Here is a 16,260-nt window from a genome sequence, read left to right as displayed (position 1 = left end):
GCTACTTAGTCAACAGTTACTTCGTTCAGCCGCAAGCGGTTGTCAGGTGCTGGTACGAAGTTTTTCACGCGCTTGTTGATGCCGTAAATCGCTTTAAGGTTGTAAAGCGGCATTTCCAGGGCACGGTCGGCGGCGTAATGGGCAATTTCCTGAAGAATTTTTTCGCGTTTGGGGCGATCGGTAATCGAACGCTGGGATTCCAGCAGCTTATCCATCTTGGGGTCATTGTCATACGGGTTCCATTTTTCACCGGAGTGGTACATGGAGTAAGCGGTGTTGTCGTAATCAAATGTCCAGCCGCCCCATGATTGCTGGAACATCGCGCCGGTTTTACCCTGCGGGATGATGTCATTGAGCAGTACATTGGTTTCATATGGTTTGATCGTGGCATTGATGCCGATCATGCCCAGATAACTAGAAACGGCCTGAACCACTTCGTTGAAGGTGGCGTCATTGCCGCGAATGTCGATCTGTACGGTGGAACCTTGTTTAACACCGGCTTCGGCCAGCAGCTTTTTGGCAGCTGCAGGGTCAAACGGCAGCGGCTTCATGCTTGAATCGTAGCCAAAGGAGAGGGCGCTTTGAAAGCTGGCAATAGGCTCTGCCTGACCGCCAAGAATTGACTTGATAATGGTGTCGCGATCAACACCCAAAATCAAGGCCTTGCGCACGCGCTCATCAGCCGTGATGCCGTCACGCGTGTTGTAACGTAGCGCGTAAACGGTTGGCCCTGCGGTGGTAACGAGGGCCAGTTTAGGGTCGGCTTCAATGGTGGGGATCATGCCGATGGGGATGGTGGGCGGAATGACCAGGTCAACGCGGCCTGCCTGCAACTCTGCCACAGCGGTGGAAGGTTCTGAGATAAAGCGGTAGTCGAGTTCGGACAGCTTGGGCGCGCCGCCCCAATGGTCAGCAAACGCTGCGAGCTGAATGCCCACTTTAGGCTTGTAGCTTACGAATTTGAATGGGCCGGTACCGACGGGGTGAGAATTGAAGTACTCATCGCCTTTTTCTTTAATGTATTTTGGCGGCACAATCATGGCACCGTAGCCGGCAAGCTTGGTAATAAGCACCGGATCGTTATTCTTCAGGTGAAAATCAACGGTGTTGTCGTCGATAACTTCAACCTTGTCTATAGATACGTAATTAGAGCGTTGCGGGCCTTTGGCGCCTTCATCGCCCAGCAAACGTTCAAAAGTAAATTTAACGGCTTCCGCGTTAAAAGGCTCGCCATCATGAAACTTTACGTTTTCACGCAGATGAAAGCGGATGCGCTTGCCGTCGTCCAGTTCTTCCCAAGAGGTGGCCAGAGCGGGCACAATTTTTAGATCGGGGCCACGATAGACCAGGCCGTCATAGATATTGGTGGCGACAGAGGCCCAGTTGATGAGAAATGTATCGATAGGGTCCCAGCTGCCCGGGTCTTGCGGCGAGGAAACGGTTAATTTGCCGGCCGCCAGCGCGGGGGTGGCAGTAAGCGCTGCAACGGACAATGCGGTGGCACTTAAGGCCAAGGCACTGATAAGTGGTTTGATCTTCATTTGCTCTTTCCCCTTAATGTAAAACTGAAACAGGATGGGTGGGTGTTAGGCGCTTTGTGCGACGAAGTGTCCTTGGGCGATCTCTTTATATTGCCAAATGGCCGGCTTGTCTTCTATACGTTGTGTGGTGTTGGGTATTTCGCCTTCCAGCAAAAGCCGCTCACCGCGTGCCAGAGGGTCTGCGACCGGCACGGCAGACAGCAGACGGCGGGTGTAGTCATGCGAGGGTGTTTCAAAAACCTGACGGCGTGAACCCAGCTCCATAATCTGGCCAAGATACAACACGGCTACACGATGGCTTATTTTTTCTACTACAGCCATGTCGTGGCTGATAAACAGATAGGCCAGGCCGTGTTCTTCTTGCAAGTCCATAAGCAAGTTAATGACTTGCGCCTGAATGGAAACGTCGAGCGCAGAAAGCGCTTCATCGGCAATAATTAGTTTGGGGTTTGAGGCAAGCGCGCGGGCAATACAAACACGCTGGCGCTGCCCCCCAGAAAACTCATGCGGATAGCGGTCGGCCACCGCCGAGCTTAGCCCTACGCGTTCCAGCAGTTCATCAACACGCCGGGTAATGGCGGCTTCATCCAGGATGAGACCATGTGTGCGTATGGGTTCGGCAATAGAAAAGCGCATGGTTTTGCGCGGGTCCAGCGAGGCGAACGGGTCTTGAAAAATGTACTGTACCTCTTGGCGCATGCGGAAGCGCTCTGCCGCGTTCATGTCTGAAAATGCTTTACCGTTAAAACGTATATCGCCGGAAAGCGGGTCTTGCAATTGCTGAATGGTGCGGCCAATGGTTGATTTGCCCGAACCCGACTCACCCACCAGTGCCAGTGTTTCGCCCGGGTAGATGTCAAAGCTAACCTGGGAGACCGCGTTACACACATGCGTAACCCGTCCAAACATGTTCTTCTTGATGTTAAAGCGCACAGACAGGTTGTTCACCGACAGCAGCGGCGGCTCATTAAGGCGGGCCGTGTCCTGAATTCGGGTTTCACCCATCACAATGGGCTTGTCGTCTTGTAGAACGGTAACTGGCATGCGTATGGGGAAGGCTTCGCCTGTCATGCTGCCCAGCTTTGGTACAGCCGAAAGCAAGATCTTGGTATACGCATGCTGGGGGTCAGCGAAGATTTGGCGCACCGAACCTTCTTCAACCTTTTTGCCTTTCCACATTACCACTACGTCATCCGCCATTTCGGCGACAACACCCATGTCATGGGTAATGAAGATGACGGCCATCTGCAGTTCTTTTTGCAGATCGCGGATGATGTGCAGAATTTGCGCTTGAATGGTTACGTCGAGCGCGGTTGTGGGTTCGTCGGCAATAAGTAGTTTTGGACGGCACGCCAGGGCGATGGCAATCATGACGCGTTGACGCATTCCACCTGAAAGCTGATGCGGGTAACGGCCCAGCATGCCGTGAGCGTCAGGCAGGCGGACCATTTCGAGCAGGCGCTGGCCTTCTTGTAACGCAGCTTTTTTACTCATGCCCTCATGCAGCGTTAGCACTTCGGCGATCTGGTCACCGATGGTGAACACGGGGTTCAGCGAGGTCATGGGCTCCTGGAAAATCATGGCAATTTCTTTGCCACGAATGCGACGCATGGTTTTCTGCTCGGCGCGAAGCAGGTCGAGTTTGCCTTGCGCGCCAGCAAACAGGATTTTGCCGGTAGGAAATTGTGCTCCCATCATGTCGGCCAGTCGCATGACGGATAACGAGGTGATGGATTTACCCGAACCCGACTCGCCCACAATGGCCAGTGTGCGGCCTGCCTTTACGGAAAAACTTAGGTTTTCAACCACCCGGGCACTGCCGAACGTGACGGATAAGTTATCGACTTCCAGGAGCTGCTGGAGAGGATCGTTGGGGCTGGACTGCGTGTTGTTCAATTCTGTGGTCTTCATAGGGTAACGGCAGAGCGGGCTGCCTGATTGAAAGCACCTGACATAAACCGCAGCAGGGCCGCAACTTCTGACAAGGCGTCTTCTGAAGGGCGGGCATGGGATGTTGCGTCAACCAGCAGGCGTTCGCGTATACGCGCGTAATTGGCGCAGGCCTCAGCCCCTTTATCGGTAATGCAGACTGTTTTTTCTTTTGATGCTTTGCCGGTAGTTAGCAGCCCGGCTTTTTCAAGCTTGCGCAGGGCGTAGTTGGCAATATGCGTGTCTTCTATATCAAGAACAAGGCAAATATCAGCCAACTTTTTTTCACGCCCGCGATGGCGGATGGCGTGAAGGATTAGCACTTCAATGGGGGAGAGGCCGGGCAGGCCTGCGGCGGCCATGCAGCGTACCGTCCAGCGGGAAAATGCGTGGGACGCCAGGATCAAACCATATTCAACCTCAGAGAGGGCAGGCGAGCCGCCCTCAGCCAAATGCGCAGAGGAAACAATGGGGCCAATGGACGACGGTACGGAATGCAGATATTGAGGCAAGCTGCTGACAGCCAGTGCAGCAGTATCGTCATTATTTGTGGCGTCGCACGATGCCGCATCGGCCTTTTTGGGGTTTTTCTTCGTGCCCATGGTGTTCGTCCCCTAATCTTGTCTACGATCTGTGATCATTTTGTCGATTGTTCGTCAATATAATCAAACGGTGTGTTCAAGTAAATATATTTAAGGGGAGTGTGTTTGTTGGGACGAGGCTCGATCAGCGGCAAGCTGATAATTTTGTTGAGGGGCTGGAGGAATCAGGCAAGGGCTAGCCAACGACGATCGACGGTGTCAGCAACCAGATTGCCGCATGGTATTGAGGGCGCCGCCAGATAGCTTCGAAGCGAGTGGCCGTTTTCTCTGTTTTTTGAACGTGGCACCGGGCCGGCTGCGCGCATCTACCGTCTACTCGCGTAGCAGCGGTGGGTTGGTAACTCTCCCGTAAATTAACGGTCGTTGAAGTAGAGTTTTCTAAAAGCGGTCTCAGAGGAAATTTTGCACGACGACGTCACGATTTACGGATAGCCAGATCATTGCCATTTTGAAGCAGGCTGAGGCGGGCACTGCCATCCTCGAGTTGTGCCGCGAGCACGGGATAAGCAGTGCGAGCCTTTATAAATGGTGTGCCGAATACGGTATCAGCGCCCAGTCGCGCTTCAGAACACGACGCCGACTTGACGGCCGACTGTCCGTATCGGGCACCTAGTCCTGTTGCCCGATCCGTTGTACAGCCTGATAAACACGGCTGCTTCACTTCGGGTACTAGCAGTGTTACGCTAAACTTGACGCCTTTATAATTTAGCGTAAGCCCAAGAATCCCAAGATAAACAAGATAATAACGATAAGGCCAACGAGCCAGATGATTCTATTCATATTTTGATTCCTTTGAATATGCAGACAGGGGCGAAACGGTTTATGGCAGTTTACAACGTTAGTACAAGAATCCCGTTTTCGGCTGGCTAAGCGCCGCGAAGCAAGTCTTCAGTCAGCTGTTTCAGCGAAATACACCACACTAAATCAGTTGAGGATTAAAGCTTACTATAAACCCGCGGGTGTGTTGACGTCAGTTCGACGGCTCGGTCGAGAGCATTGCGATGACTGTTTGACTGGTGCTCATGCAACCCGAGCCAAATTGACCATAAGGGGACTGCTTTTACTACATTTTTCCACTGGCTGATCTTGGCCAATTGAAGTCCATTATCTACTTGTAGTGTGCGGTATCGAACCGACTTGTTTGGCGGGATTGGTTATTCTTGCGATGGAAGCACATACCGGCAGGACGACGACCATGACCGAAACCCCAAGCACCACGCCAATTGCGGCACCGCCGCTCGATGTGATTACGCGGCTACTGCACCTCGGTCTCGCGGTGTTCGGCGTTTGGTCATGGCTAGACGGCTTGGGATGGATCGGGGCAGGTGCGAGTGATTATGATAACCCCGTCTATTCTGGGTATATCCAGCATCGCTGGGTAGGCATTGTGTTTACGGTGTTTCTATTGGCGCGGATTCTTTGGGGCTTCGTGGGCCCCGCGAGCGTACGGTTCGTAAACTGGGTGCCATGGACGCCAGCGCGCCTGAAAGTGGTCGTGGATGACGTGCGCTCGCTTCTGCGATTGCGTGTTCCCGAACACCCCGCCCACGTCGGACTATCGGGGTTCGTGGAAGCGCTCGGGCTACTTGCGTTTCTGTGGCTGGGCCTCAGTGGCCTGCTCAGCGCGTTCACGATTACGCCGGGTATTCCGGTGTTCGGTTGGCTGCATGTGGTTAAACATTGGCACCAGATCGGCAACGTGCTGGTGCCCGCTTACCTGATCTTGCACGTAGGCGGTACAGTGGCCCACAGCATCGTCGGCAAGCAGGTCTGGAAGAAGATGCTGTTCCTAAAATAGGGCGGTCAGCTCGGTCGGCCTAGTGTTGCTGGATCGCCATCTTTCATTACGACCTGAAGGTAGGCAGCGATATTTGCCTCATCATTGCCCGGCCTGGGCCCAAGGCTTAACGCATTTGCCGCATATTCTCCAGCAGCGCGTGCGAGACACCCTGTAAGAATCAATTGAACGAAATTCAAATCAATTAACTAAGTCTTATTTATTTGATTTTAAATGGCACGTTTACGTCATACCCAAATAGTGCGAAGATAAGCGTATTAAACGTTACATTTTTACGCCTAAACGCCTAGTTATGGGAAGTGTAATTGTCATTATGACTGAGAGATATCTTTTATTGGATCCGCTGATTCGTTCGCTTATTGATTCGCGCAAGCAGCAAAAAGTGACGCAAGCCCAGCTTGCAGAAGCCGCCGGTGTCAGCCGAAAGACGGTTGGTACGATTGAAGCGGGCGGAGATTGCACGCTGTCGACGCTTCGTGCCCTGTACGCGGCCGTTGGCCTAGAGCTGGTAAGCCGACCGTTCTCAGCCCCTACGCTCGATGATGTGCTGGCCGAGCGTGAAAACGCTTTCTCAACTCGCTCACAGCAAAAGTATCGGCCATGAAACTTGATGTGTACGTACAAAACAAGTTCGCAACAGACACTCAACTAACGGCAATTTGATGAAAGGTAGCCAAGCCTTGGCTACGCGACGTTCTTCCTATGTAGCCCAGTGAACGGCGGGCAGCGGTATCGTCGAGGGTAAACTCGCGACCAATCATCCGCACCAGCGTGCGGGACAAGGGCGGGTCCTTTCGCGAGAAAGTAACGACTGCACCGATCTCCATTAGCCACGCCAGCATAAATGCCAGCCGGTACGACACCGTGCCGAGCTTCTCGATCGACAGCCCCTGAACACTGGCCAGCACTGCTGCCTATGCACGTGCTTTGCTTGCGATATAGCCCGAGAAGCTGTTCGGGAACGATGCAGGCTATGGCCGGCTCGCCGTCCGGCCTGCGCTTTAACTGTATCTCAGCCCTCGTTCCACTTCTTGTCAAAGTCCCACACCTTCTCAAAGCCGACCAGCTTGTTGAAGTCTTGAAACTCGTACAGCTGACCTTTCAGGGCGTTGTCGGTGTCGTCTTGCTGAAGCGCGGTGTAGGCCTGCTCCAGGGCATGGCCCATGGCGAGAAAGCCGGTTGCCGGGTAGATGGCCAGTTTGAAGCCCAGTTGTTCGAGGCGTGACTTTGGCAAGATGGGGGTTCTTCCGCCTTCCACGTTGTTGACCAGCACGGGCTTATCAAGTGTGCTGGCAATGTGCGCCAGTTCGTCTTCAGACTCTGGCGATTCTACAAACAGTATGTCTGCACCGGCTTTTGAGTAAGCCTCGGCGCGCCGCATGGCTTCGTCCAGGCCCAGCGTGGTGCGCGCGTCGGTGCGGGCAATGATGAGAAAGTCTGCACTTGATCGCGCGTCGGAGGCCACGCGTATTTTCTTGACCATGTCTTCTAGCGGGATGACGCGCCGACCGGGGGTGTGACCGCATTTTTTGGGGAATTCTTGGTCTTCAAGCTGTATGCCGGCCACGCCGCCCGCTTCGTAGCCGCGTACGGTGTGTGCAACGTTGAGCAAGCCGCCATAACCGGTGTCGCCGTCGGCGATGATGGGCGTGTTGGAACCTTGAGCAAAAGCCGTGGCGCGGTTGACCATGTCGGTATAGGTGGCCAGGCCTGCATCGGGCAAGCCCAGGTAGGAGGCGACTGTGCCGTAGCCTGTCATGTACAGCAGATCAAAGCCCATGCGGTCAGCAAGACGCGCTGAAATCATGTCAAAGATGCCGGGGGCGGTAATCAGGCCGGGTTGGGCCAGGCGGGCCGAAAGGCGTTGGCGCTTAGCTGCTGCAGTCATTAAGGTAAACCTCCATTGGTATAAATAGTCGAGTAATTTTCTTTTGATTGTATACAATAAAGCGAGAACGTTAGTGAAAAAATAACGCAGCTATGGGGATAAACATGTCGAGTATTGCACCTGCTTCGCAGCACGGGCACGCCTCTGAGAAAGCGTATCAATGGATCAAGCAAAAGATTCTTGCCAATCGCTGGCCTGATGGCGCCGCACTTAAAGAAAGTGATCTGTCCAATGAGATTGGCGTCAGCCGTACGCCTGTGCGTGACGCGCTCAGACGCCTGACGCTGGAAGGGCTGGTTGAAACGATTCCCAATCAGGGCAGCCGCCTTAAGCGATGGGACAGCCAGGATCTGGAGGAGATATTCGGGCTGCGTGTGGTGATGGAGTCTTACGGGGCGCGACTGGCCGCAACACGCGTTACTGAAAAAGAGCTAGCTGAGTTGTATGCGCTTTGCGACAGTATGGAAAGCCTGGTTGCGACAGGGGTGGAATCCGCCGAGGCCAAGCAACAACTTACGCGCTTGAATGAACGCTTTCATGTGGCGATTATGCAGGCTGCACACAGCCATCGCTTGGTGGCCCTGACGGGGCAGGTTATTTCATTTCCATTGGTGTATCGCACTTTTGAAACCTATGACCCGGCTGAGATTGTGCGCAGCATGGCGCACCATAGAGAGTTGGTTGATGCGTTTACGGCGCGCGATCCTGTTTGGGCCGAAAGCGTGATGCGCGCGCATCTGTCAGCAGGGCACCAGTCAACGAGACGCGCCTTGAAAAAAACGCGCTGACCTTGGGGTAAACGCCTAATTGCGAAATCGCCATGATTGTATACAATTGCACAGCACTTATACGGAGGAGATATCCAATGAAAGCTCGTTTTGCCAAATCGTTGTGTCTGACTGCTGTGGCTTCGCTGCTGCTCAGCGCCAGTCTTTCCGCGCAAGCCGCGCGCACCCTTAAGGTTAGCCTTCAGGTAAATACCAAGCATCCCGTGGGTGCCAACATCGTTCTGTTTAAAAACGAAGTTGAAAAAATTTCGAACGGCGAGATTAAAGTTGAACTTTACGACTCTGCCCAGCTTTACAAGGGTAGCGAGGTTCCTCAAGCAGTATCGGCAGGCGCCGTGGACATGGGCCTGGTGCTTATTGATGAGTACGCCGGTACCATTCCTGCTACCGGGTTGTTCTCGGTCGCGTTTATGTTCCCTGATTACGAAGTGCTGGCCAAGGCGGCAGCGCCTGACAGCCCCGTACGCAAGGAAATTGACGAGATGATCCGCAAGACGGGCACGCGTGTACTGTGGTGGCAAGATTATGGCCCCGTACAGCTGCTGTCTAAAGGCGAGCCTATCGTTATGCCAGCTGACATGAAAGGCAAGAAGGTTCGTGTACTGGGCAAGCCTTCAGGTGACTTTATTTCTGCTGTTGGCGGCATCCCCGTGAAAATTGGCGGTTCAGAGCAGTTTATTGCCTACCAACGCGGCACAGTTGACGTCGGCATGACGGGCACCACCGCGATTGAGTCGCGCAAGCTGTTTGAGGTAATGAATTCTGTCACCATTACCAACCACGCCCAAACTGAGTTTCTGGTCGTTATTAACGACAAGCTGTGGGACTCTCTGTCTGATCAGGAAAAGAAATGGGTGTCTACGGCAGCGCGCACTGCTGAAGATACGATCCGCGCCGACACCAAGAACGATAACCTTAAGTCTGAACAGTTTATTGCTGACAAGACGCCTATGAAGGTCATCCATCTTGAGCCTGCGCAAATCGAAGCCTGGCAGAAGGCTGCAGCGCCTGCTGTTGACGTTTATATCAAAGAATCAGGTGATGTTGGCAAGCGCCTTGTTGACGAAGTTAAAAAGCTTTACTGATTAGTTGATTTTTTCTTGTCAGGCTGCGCGCCCACTGCAGTGTGGGCGAAAAGCGCAGCCTGACTACTGACGCGAGCACATCCCATGTTGAAATCCAGCACGGTCCCAAACCATTGGCTGTTACGTATTGTCGACCGTGTGGCTGACGTGTGTGGTCATATCGGCGTTTTAATGATTATCTTCATTACCGCCGCGCTTACTTACGAAACGATTGCCCGGTATTTTTTCCATGCGCCCACGCAATGGACGCAAGATATCTCGGTCACCATGCAGGTGTGGTTTACCTACCTGGGCATGGCATTGGTGTTGAAAGAGGGCAAGATGATACGCATTACTGCCATGCTGGGCATCGCGCCGGCGTGGGTCAGGTATGCGTGTGAAGCGCTGGGCCTGATTATTATTTTGTTGTTCTCGATTATGGCGACAGTAAAGGGTTTTGACGTTGTTACAGATTCCATCGCCCTGGGTCGCCGTCAACCGACCATGTTGGCGCTTCCAAACTGGATTGCCGAACTGCCCGTCGTGCTGGGTTTTGCACTGTTGTCGCTGCAATCACTGGCTGAATTGATACGGCTGCCTTTTCGTGGCCCGCCTTCGTTTGACCCAGAAAGCGAACTCGAGCTTGACGACGAACCTTCCCACAACACCGCAGGCAAAGAGGCCAACGCATGATGCTTTTGTATATTGGCCTGGCGCTGTTAGGCCTATTGTTTTTGGGTGTTCCGGTGGCGTTTTCGCTGGCTGGGCTGGGCGCCGCGCTGCTTATGCTCAAAGGCTTGCCTTTGGCCATGGTTGCGCAAAACCTGCATGGCGCGCTCGATAACTTTGTATTGTTGTCAGTACCGCTGTTTTTGCTGATGTCCAACCTGTTGCTCAAAGGCGGGGTGGGCAAAGATTTATTCGATGCTGTTGAGAAGTGGGTAGGGCATTTGCCAGGCGGCCTGGGTTTGTCGGCGCTGGTGTCTTGCGGTATTTTCTCGGCGATTTCGGGCAGCTCGGTGGCCACGGCGGCTACGGTTGGCACGGTGGCCATCCCTGAAATGACCAAGCACGGTTACAGCAAGCACTTCACCTTGGGGTTGCTGGCGGCCGGTGGCACGCTAGGCATTTTGATTCCACCGTCTATACCGCTCATTGTTTATGGCGTGATTACAGACGAAAGTATTGGCAAGTTGTTTTTGGCGGGGGTAGGACCGGGGCTTATGCTGCTGGTTATGTTTGCCATTTACACCGTTGGGTACGCGTGGTTTACAGGCTTGCATCAGGGCCAGGAAGCGTCCTCGATGAAAGACAGAATGACGTCCACTGTGCGTGCCATGCCCACCATATTGCTTGCGGTATTGATTATCGGCGGCATTTACACGGGTGCATTTACGCCCACAGAGGCGTCGGCAGTAGGGGCTTTTGCGTCGTTTGTGCTGGTGGCGTTTGTTTTGCGTACGCTGTCGTTGAAAGATTTTTACGCGGCGGTAAGCCAAACATTAAAAACAACGATCGTGCTGTTTTTGATTGTGATTGGCGCCAAGATCTTTGGCAAGGCGATTACGCTGTACCAGGTGCCGTTTATGCTGTCCGAGCTGGTCGACGTGCATATCTCTTCGGTCAATGGCTTTATGCTGCTGGTAACGGCGATTTTGCTGGTGATTGGGTTGTTTCTCGAAAGCTTGTCCATGCTGCTGATTATGGTGCCGGTATTGTTCCCCACGGTACTTTTGCTGGGCATTGATCCGATCTGGTTTGGTATTTACTTTGTTATTTTGATTGAGCTGGCACTTATTACGCCACCCGTTGGGCTGAACCTGTTTGTTATCCAGGCTATTGCACGCACCAATTTAGGGGTGGTGGCGCGCGGGGTTATTCCGTTTATCTTTATCATGTTGCTCGGCGCTATCATTGTTTATTTTGTGCCAGCGGTGGTTACCTGGATACCGAATAATCTGTAGGCAGATGGCAGCAAATGGTTTTAGGCCCGGGCATATGCACCGGGCCTTTTTTACGATGGGTGCCTATGCGCGAAAGCTAGGGTTAGGACGAGCTTGAAGTCAAAATAGGCTAATTTTCTACCCTTCGTTTTTTGGCTTTCGCCCTTCAAGCGTCGCCAACATCAATTCAGGCGCATTACCTACCAGCATGCGGCTTAGCAAGCCCGCCAGGACCTCCCGCTCGCTGGTGCTCAGCATGGACACCAAAGCGATTTCAGCGGCGGCGTGCGTGGGCATGGCCTGGTTGGCCAGTTCGTGCCCAGCATCCGTCAGTTGCACGAGCACGCCACGGCCATCATCAGGGTCGGCGGCGCGTGCCACAAGCCCGCGTTTTTCAAGTCGCTTGAGCAGGTTGGAAAGCCCACCCGAACTGCACAGCAAACGCGAAAGCAAATAGCCAGGGGCCAGACCATAGGGTTCGCTTGAAACACGCAATGTAGCCAACACAGCGTACTCAAAATACGTCAGATTATGCGTACGAAGGGCTTCGTCAATGCCTTTCAATACGACTTCCTGCAGCCGTATCAATCGCCCGATAATTTCTTTGCCCGAGCTGTCCAGGTCAGGACGGGCAGTACGCCATTCGGCAATGCCGCGGCCGACCAGATCGTCGTCGGGGTTGTGTTGAACAGGCTCGATGGCAGCGCGTTTGCGTTGATAGGCGGGTGAAGACATGCGTGGGTTTACGTCATTAATAAAAACACTGCAGAGTATGGAACACGAGGTGCCATGTGACCATCGCGCGTTAACCCTAATGGTTTTTATCTTTTCAAAAAGATAAATTGCACCATTCAAGCAATTTATTCAACGCTGCTTGTCCGGAGCACTTATTGCGCGCCAGCGCGTTTCTGTTGGGGGTTTTCCATGATGAAGTTTCGCCTTGCCGCGCTCAGTACTGCGCTTTTGTGTGTTTCAACGGTTTCAGTCGTCCACGCTGAGGAACTGGTCGTCGGGATTTTTGGCGGTTCATTTGCCGAAGCGTCGCAAACCTGTCACATACAGCCTTTTGAGAAAAAAACCGGCGCCAAGGTACTGACCAAGCCCGGTAACTCTGCACAATTTGCGGCAGGGGTGAGGGCGACGCGGGGTAAGTCAGACTTCGACATTATTTATATCGACAATTCGCTGGCCACCCAGCTTAAGAGCGAAAACCTGCTTGAAACCATAGACAAGAGCAAACTGACCAACGCAGGCTCAGTGGCCCCCATGGCCTTTGACCCTGACGGCAAGTATGTGGCGTTTATGACGGGCGCCACCGTTATTGTTTACGACACCACGCAGATCAAGACGCCTCCGCAATCATGGGAAGACCTGTTCAAGCCCGAATACAAGGGCAAGTTGGCCATTGGCGACATCAGCGGCACGTCAGGCATGCAGTTTTTGCTTGCCCTCAACAAGCTAAAGGGCGGCACCATTGAAAACATGGACCCCGGGTTTGAGGCCATCAAGCCTTTGGCCAAGGATTCTGCCCAGCTGTACACCCAGGCCGACCAGCTTGTTTCTATGTTTGAACGTAAAGAGATTGCGGTTGCAGTCTGGTATCCAGACCGTGCGGGCTCGGCGATCGATGCAGGCCTGCCTTTGGCTGTGGTTTACCCCAAGGAAGGCGCCGTGGGCATTTTGCCGACAGTGGTGATACCAAAGGGCAGCAAAAACCCTGAACTTGCACTGAAATATATCGATGAGTTGTTGTCAGTAGATGGCCAAACCTGCTTTGCCGAGAAAAAGTACGCCGGGCCAGTGAACACGGCGGTAAAACTGTCTGATAAAGCGGCAGCGATTGTGCCGATAGGGCATAACTTTGACAATCTGTGGTTGCCTGACCCAACCGAGGTCGCCAAAAACTTGCCAGGCTGGATGAAGCGCTGGCAACGTGAAGTAGCGCGCTAGGCCATCTGTTAACCCACAAGGCTTCAGGTAACGCTATGCCAGTTCTTACTTTAGATCGTCTCGAAAAAAAATTCGGTAACCATGTGGCGGCGTCAAATGTGACGCTGACCGTGCAGGATGGTGAGTTTGTGTCCTTGCTGGGGCCTTCGGGCTGCGGCAAGACCACAGTGCTGCGCATGGTGGCGGGTTTGGTTACGCCTACGTCAGGCCGCATTCTGGTCGATGACACTGACATTACCAACCTGCCCACTAATCGACGCAATATAGGGCTGGTGTTTCAGTCTTATGCCTTGTTTCCGCACATGACGGTGTTTGAAAACGTTGCGTTCGGGCTGCGGCGTCAAGGGGTAAAAGGGGCTGATCTGCAGGCCCGCGTTAACGCTGCGCTGGCCAGTGTAAGGCTGACTCAATATGGTGATCGCTACCCGCGCCAGTTATCGGGCGGGCAGCAACAGCGCGTGGCGGTGGCGCGCTCGGTGGCGCCGCAACCCAGTGTGCTGCTGTTTGACGAGCCTTTATCTAACCTTGATGCGGCACTGCGCGATGAAATGCAGTTTGAACTTAAACGGCTGCAGCGCGAACTAGGCATGACCACGCTATTCGTTACACACGATCAGTCCGAGGCCATGAGCATGTCTGACCGTGTTTGTGTGCTGGCTGACGGCGTAGTGCAGCAGTACGCCACACCCGAAGATATTTACCATCGCCCGGCAACGGCGTTTGTGGCCGGGTTTATAGGCCGATCCAACCGACTTGCGGGTGTGGTCGAGATGCTGGAAGGCAACACCTGTTCTGTGCGGCTACCCTCAGGGCAGGTGTTCAGGTCGGATCGCGGCGCTCCGCCCAGGCGCGGTGAGACCGTGGATATTGTTGTGCGCCAGGAAGATTTATTTCTTGCACTCACGCCTCGCGAGCACGCGCATGCCGGCAAGGTGGTGATGCGATCGTTTGTTGGATCTCGCGTGCAGTATGTGGTGGGGCTTGAGGGCGGGCTGGAAGTGATCGCCGAAGTGGCCACCAACGGTGAGCATGCCGGCCTCGAGTCAGGTGCCCAGGTGTTTATTGGCGTGCAACCCGGGCATGTCTATGTAAACCGTGCCCCGGCGAGCATGGCATGAGCGGCAGGCTTACCGGCATAGGGCTGGTTTCTCCGTTGTTGCTGGTGCTGCTGCTGCTGTTTGTGGCACCGGTGTTGATGATGGCGCCATTGAGCTTTCAGGAATACATCCCAGGCATGGGTATGTCTGACACCTGGACGCTGGAGAATTACACCCAATTATTTACCGATAGCTATTACCGCGAAATCGTCTTTCGTACACTGGTATTGGGGTTTGGCGTAACCACGCTTTGTCTGCTCATGGGCTACCCGCTGGCTTATTACATGGCGTTTGCCAAGCCAAGAATGAAGCTGGCGTTGACGCTGCTGGTTATTTTCCCAATGCTGCTGAACCTGGTGGTGCGGTCTTTTGGCTGGATTGCGCTGCTGGCCGATCATGGCTTGATCAACAACTTGTTGATGGACTGGGGCATTATCGCTAGCCCGATCAGAATGATGTTCAACCTGGGTGGGTTGTTGATTGGCATGTCGCACATTTACCTGCCGTTTATGGTGTTGATGCTGGTTCCGGCTATTCAAGCTGTGCCGCAAGATGTGCGTGATGCCGCTTCCACGTTATCGGCCGGGCGCGTGCGCACGTTTTTCTCGGTCACGCTGCCCATGACGGCGCCGGGGATACTCGCCGGGTCAATTATTGTGTTTGTGCTTTCGATTAGCGCGTTGGTAACGCCGCGCATGCTGGGTGGTGCGACCTATAAGGTTATGGCCACGCTTATTTATGACGAGTTTCTGCTAACGCTTAACTGGCCTTCGGGTGCAGCGCTTGCTTTTATGCTGACGCTAATCGCTCTGGCAGTGATCGGTCTTTCTAGCCGTCTGTTCGGGCGCTGGGGAGGGGTGGCATGAACGACGAACGCAAACAGGGCTGGGCCTTGCCGTTTGTGGCCTTTGCTGTGATCGGGTTTTTAATGTTGCCGGTGGCGGTGGTGATTTTGGCGGCGTTCAGCCAGACGGCTTATCTGACGATTCCCCCCAAGGGCCTTACGCTCAAGTGGTTTGAACTGGTGCTGCATGATGCTGATTATTTAAAGGCCGCCTGGACCAGTCTTTGGTTGGCCACAGCAGCGACGGCAGGGTCGCTAACGCTGGGCGTCATGGCGGCGTATGCGATTCATCGTCGCTTAATCGTAGGCGCCCGGTTTCTTAGTAATGTGTTTATGGCTCCGTTGGTGCTGCCTTCTGTGGTGTTAGGTGTTGCCATGCTGCAGTACTACGTGGTGACCGGCCTGCGAGGTTATTCGTTCAGCTTGTGGCTGGCCCATATCGTGATCACCGTGCCCTATGTGGTGCGTGCAAGCTTGTCTAGCCTGTCAGCCTGCGACGTGGCACTGGAAGATGCCGCCACGGTACTAGGTGCCAACCGGTTTACCAGCTTTCGTTTGGTGACTTTGCCCATCATTCGGCCCGGCCTGATTGCCGGCGGCTTGTTCGCTTTTATTACGTCGTTCGACAACGTGCCCGTAACGGTGTTTTTGCTTTCTGCCAGCCAGAACACATTGCCGGTAAAGATTTTTACCTCGGTTGAGCAGGGCGTTGATCCAAGTATTGCGGCGGTGTCGACCTTGTTGATTCTGGCGACTGCCTTGATTTTGGTGGTGGCAGAACGGTGGACAGGGTTCCACAAGAATATTTAATAGGAT

Annotated in this window: 16 protein-coding genes and 1 pseudogene; 11 read left to right on the top strand and 6 right to left on the bottom strand. The window is 53.8% G+C overall.

All coding sequences use genetic code 11. The features are described 5' to 3' along the window. Window positions 1–5: 5 nt before the first annotated feature. The 3 genes from FQ179_RS05345 to FQ179_RS05335 are packed head-to-tail and all read right to left on the bottom strand — an operon-like array spanning window position 6 to window position 4,072. Entirely contained in the window at window positions 6–1,541 is a 1,536-nt protein-coding gene (locus FQ179_RS05345) for an ABC transporter substrate-binding protein (protein WP_149396202.1), read from the bottom strand. A gap of 45 nt (window positions 1,542–1,586) precedes the next feature. Further along, entirely contained in the window at window positions 1,587–3,452 is a 1,866-nt protein-coding gene (locus FQ179_RS05340) for an ABC transporter ATP-binding protein (protein WP_149396201.1), read from the bottom strand. Next, window positions 3,449–4,072 (bottom strand): winged helix DNA-binding protein, encoded by a 624-nt coding sequence (locus FQ179_RS05335; RefSeq protein WP_149396200.1) that lies wholly within the window; start codon window positions 4,070–4,072, stop codon window positions 3,449–3,451. The genes FQ179_RS05340 and FQ179_RS05335 overlap by 4 nt, the downstream gene beginning before the upstream one ends. A 412-nt stretch (window positions 4,073–4,484) precedes the next feature. Between FQ179_RS05335 and FQ179_RS22600 the strand changes: the two are divergent. The 3 genes and pseudogenes from FQ179_RS22600 to FQ179_RS05320 all read left to right on the top strand — a co-directional run. Next, window positions 4,485–4,685 (top strand): annotated as a pseudogene (locus tag FQ179_RS22600) (transposase); the annotation flags it as partial. Window positions 4,686–5,267: 582 nt separating this feature from the next. Further along, the gene (locus FQ179_RS05325) at window positions 5,268–5,870 is read left to right on the top strand and encodes a cytochrome b/b6 domain-containing protein (RefSeq protein WP_188074502.1); all 603 of its coding nucleotides are present in this window, start codon (window positions 5,268–5,270) and stop codon (window positions 5,868–5,870) included. 313 nt (window positions 5,871–6,183) lie between these two features. Beyond that, complete coding sequence (locus FQ179_RS05320; protein ID WP_188074501.1) at window positions 6,184–6,474, top strand: helix-turn-helix transcriptional regulator; 291 nt, start codon at window positions 6,184–6,186, stop codon at window positions 6,472–6,474. A 40-nt stretch (window positions 6,475–6,514) separates the two neighbouring features. Here FQ179_RS05320 and FQ179_RS05315 read toward each other — a convergent pair whose 3' ends face one another. Further along, window positions 6,515–6,778 (bottom strand): hypothetical protein, encoded by a 264-nt coding sequence (locus FQ179_RS05315; protein WP_149396197.1) that lies wholly within the window; start codon window positions 6,776–6,778, stop codon window positions 6,515–6,517. Between the two features lie 104 nt (window positions 6,779–6,882). Continuing rightward, complete coding sequence (locus tag FQ179_RS05310; protein ID WP_149396196.1) at window positions 6,883–7,758, bottom strand: oxaloacetate decarboxylase; 876 nt, start codon at window positions 7,756–7,758, stop codon at window positions 6,883–6,885. A 104-nt stretch (window positions 7,759–7,862) separates the two neighbouring features. On the opposite strand from FQ179_RS05310, the gene FQ179_RS05305 reads away from it, so the two are divergent. The 4 genes from FQ179_RS05305 to FQ179_RS05290 all read left to right on the top strand — a co-directional run bounded on the left by FQ179_RS05305 (window position 7,863) and on the right by FQ179_RS05290 (window position 11,574). Then, the gene (locus FQ179_RS05305) at window positions 7,863–8,546 is read left to right on the top strand and encodes a GntR family transcriptional regulator (protein ID WP_149396195.1); all 684 of its coding nucleotides are present in this window, start codon (window positions 7,863–7,865) and stop codon (window positions 8,544–8,546) included. A 77-nt stretch (window positions 8,547–8,623) separates the two neighbouring features. Beyond that, window positions 8,624–9,631, top strand: coding sequence for a TRAP transporter substrate-binding protein DctP (gene dctP, locus FQ179_RS05300; RefSeq protein WP_149396194.1), 1,008 nt, complete (start codon window positions 8,624–8,626; stop codon window positions 9,629–9,631). Between the two features lie 84 nt (window positions 9,632–9,715). Then, complete coding sequence (locus tag FQ179_RS05295; protein ID WP_149396193.1) at window positions 9,716–10,303, top strand: TRAP transporter small permease; 588 nt, start codon at window positions 9,716–9,718, stop codon at window positions 10,301–10,303. Further along, the gene (locus FQ179_RS05290) at window positions 10,300–11,574 is read left to right on the top strand and encodes a TRAP transporter large permease (RefSeq protein WP_149396192.1); all 1,275 of its coding nucleotides are present in this window, start codon (window positions 10,300–10,302) and stop codon (window positions 11,572–11,574) included. Before FQ179_RS05295 ends, FQ179_RS05290 begins: the two co-directional genes overlap by 4 nt. 117 nt (window positions 11,575–11,691) lie before the next feature. On the opposite strand, the gene FQ179_RS05285 is transcribed toward FQ179_RS05290, so the two are convergent. After that, complete coding sequence (locus FQ179_RS05285; RefSeq protein ID WP_149396191.1) at window positions 11,692–12,288, bottom strand: MarR family winged helix-turn-helix transcriptional regulator; 597 nt, start codon at window positions 12,286–12,288, stop codon at window positions 11,692–11,694. Window positions 12,289–12,477: 189 nt separating this feature from the next. Here FQ179_RS05285 and FQ179_RS05280 point away from each other — a divergent pair, with 189 nt between their 5' ends. The 4 genes from FQ179_RS05280 to FQ179_RS05265 are packed head-to-tail and all read left to right on the top strand — an operon-like array spanning window position 12,478 to window position 16,254. Further along, window positions 12,478–13,503: an ABC transporter substrate-binding protein gene (locus FQ179_RS05280; RefSeq protein ID WP_149396190.1), complete on the top strand. Its 1,026-nt coding sequence runs from the start codon at window positions 12,478–12,480 to the stop codon at window positions 13,501–13,503. Between the two features lie 35 nt (window positions 13,504–13,538). Further along, window positions 13,539–14,621, top strand: coding sequence for an ABC transporter ATP-binding protein (locus FQ179_RS05275; RefSeq protein ID WP_149396189.1), 1,083 nt, complete (start codon window positions 13,539–13,541; stop codon window positions 14,619–14,621). After that, window positions 14,618–15,466 (top strand): ABC transporter permease, encoded by an 849-nt coding sequence (locus FQ179_RS05270; RefSeq protein ID WP_149396188.1) that lies wholly within the window; start codon window positions 14,618–14,620, stop codon window positions 15,464–15,466. Before FQ179_RS05275 ends, FQ179_RS05270 begins: the two co-directional genes overlap by 4 nt. Then, the gene (locus FQ179_RS05265) at window positions 15,463–16,254 is read left to right on the top strand and encodes an ABC transporter permease (protein WP_149396187.1); all 792 of its coding nucleotides are present in this window, start codon (window positions 15,463–15,465) and stop codon (window positions 16,252–16,254) included. The genes FQ179_RS05270 and FQ179_RS05265 overlap by 4 nt, the downstream gene beginning before the upstream one ends. Window positions 16,255–16,260: the final 6 nt, after the last annotated feature.

Origin of the sequence: Pusillimonas sp. ANT_WB101 (genome assembly GCF_008369125.1) — a bacterium.
Taxonomy (GTDB): Bacteria; Pseudomonadota; Gammaproteobacteria; order Burkholderiales; family Burkholderiaceae_B; genus Allopusillimonas.
Note: the sequence above shows the minus strand (reverse complement) of the source record. Positions and strands in the feature narration are given on the sequence as shown.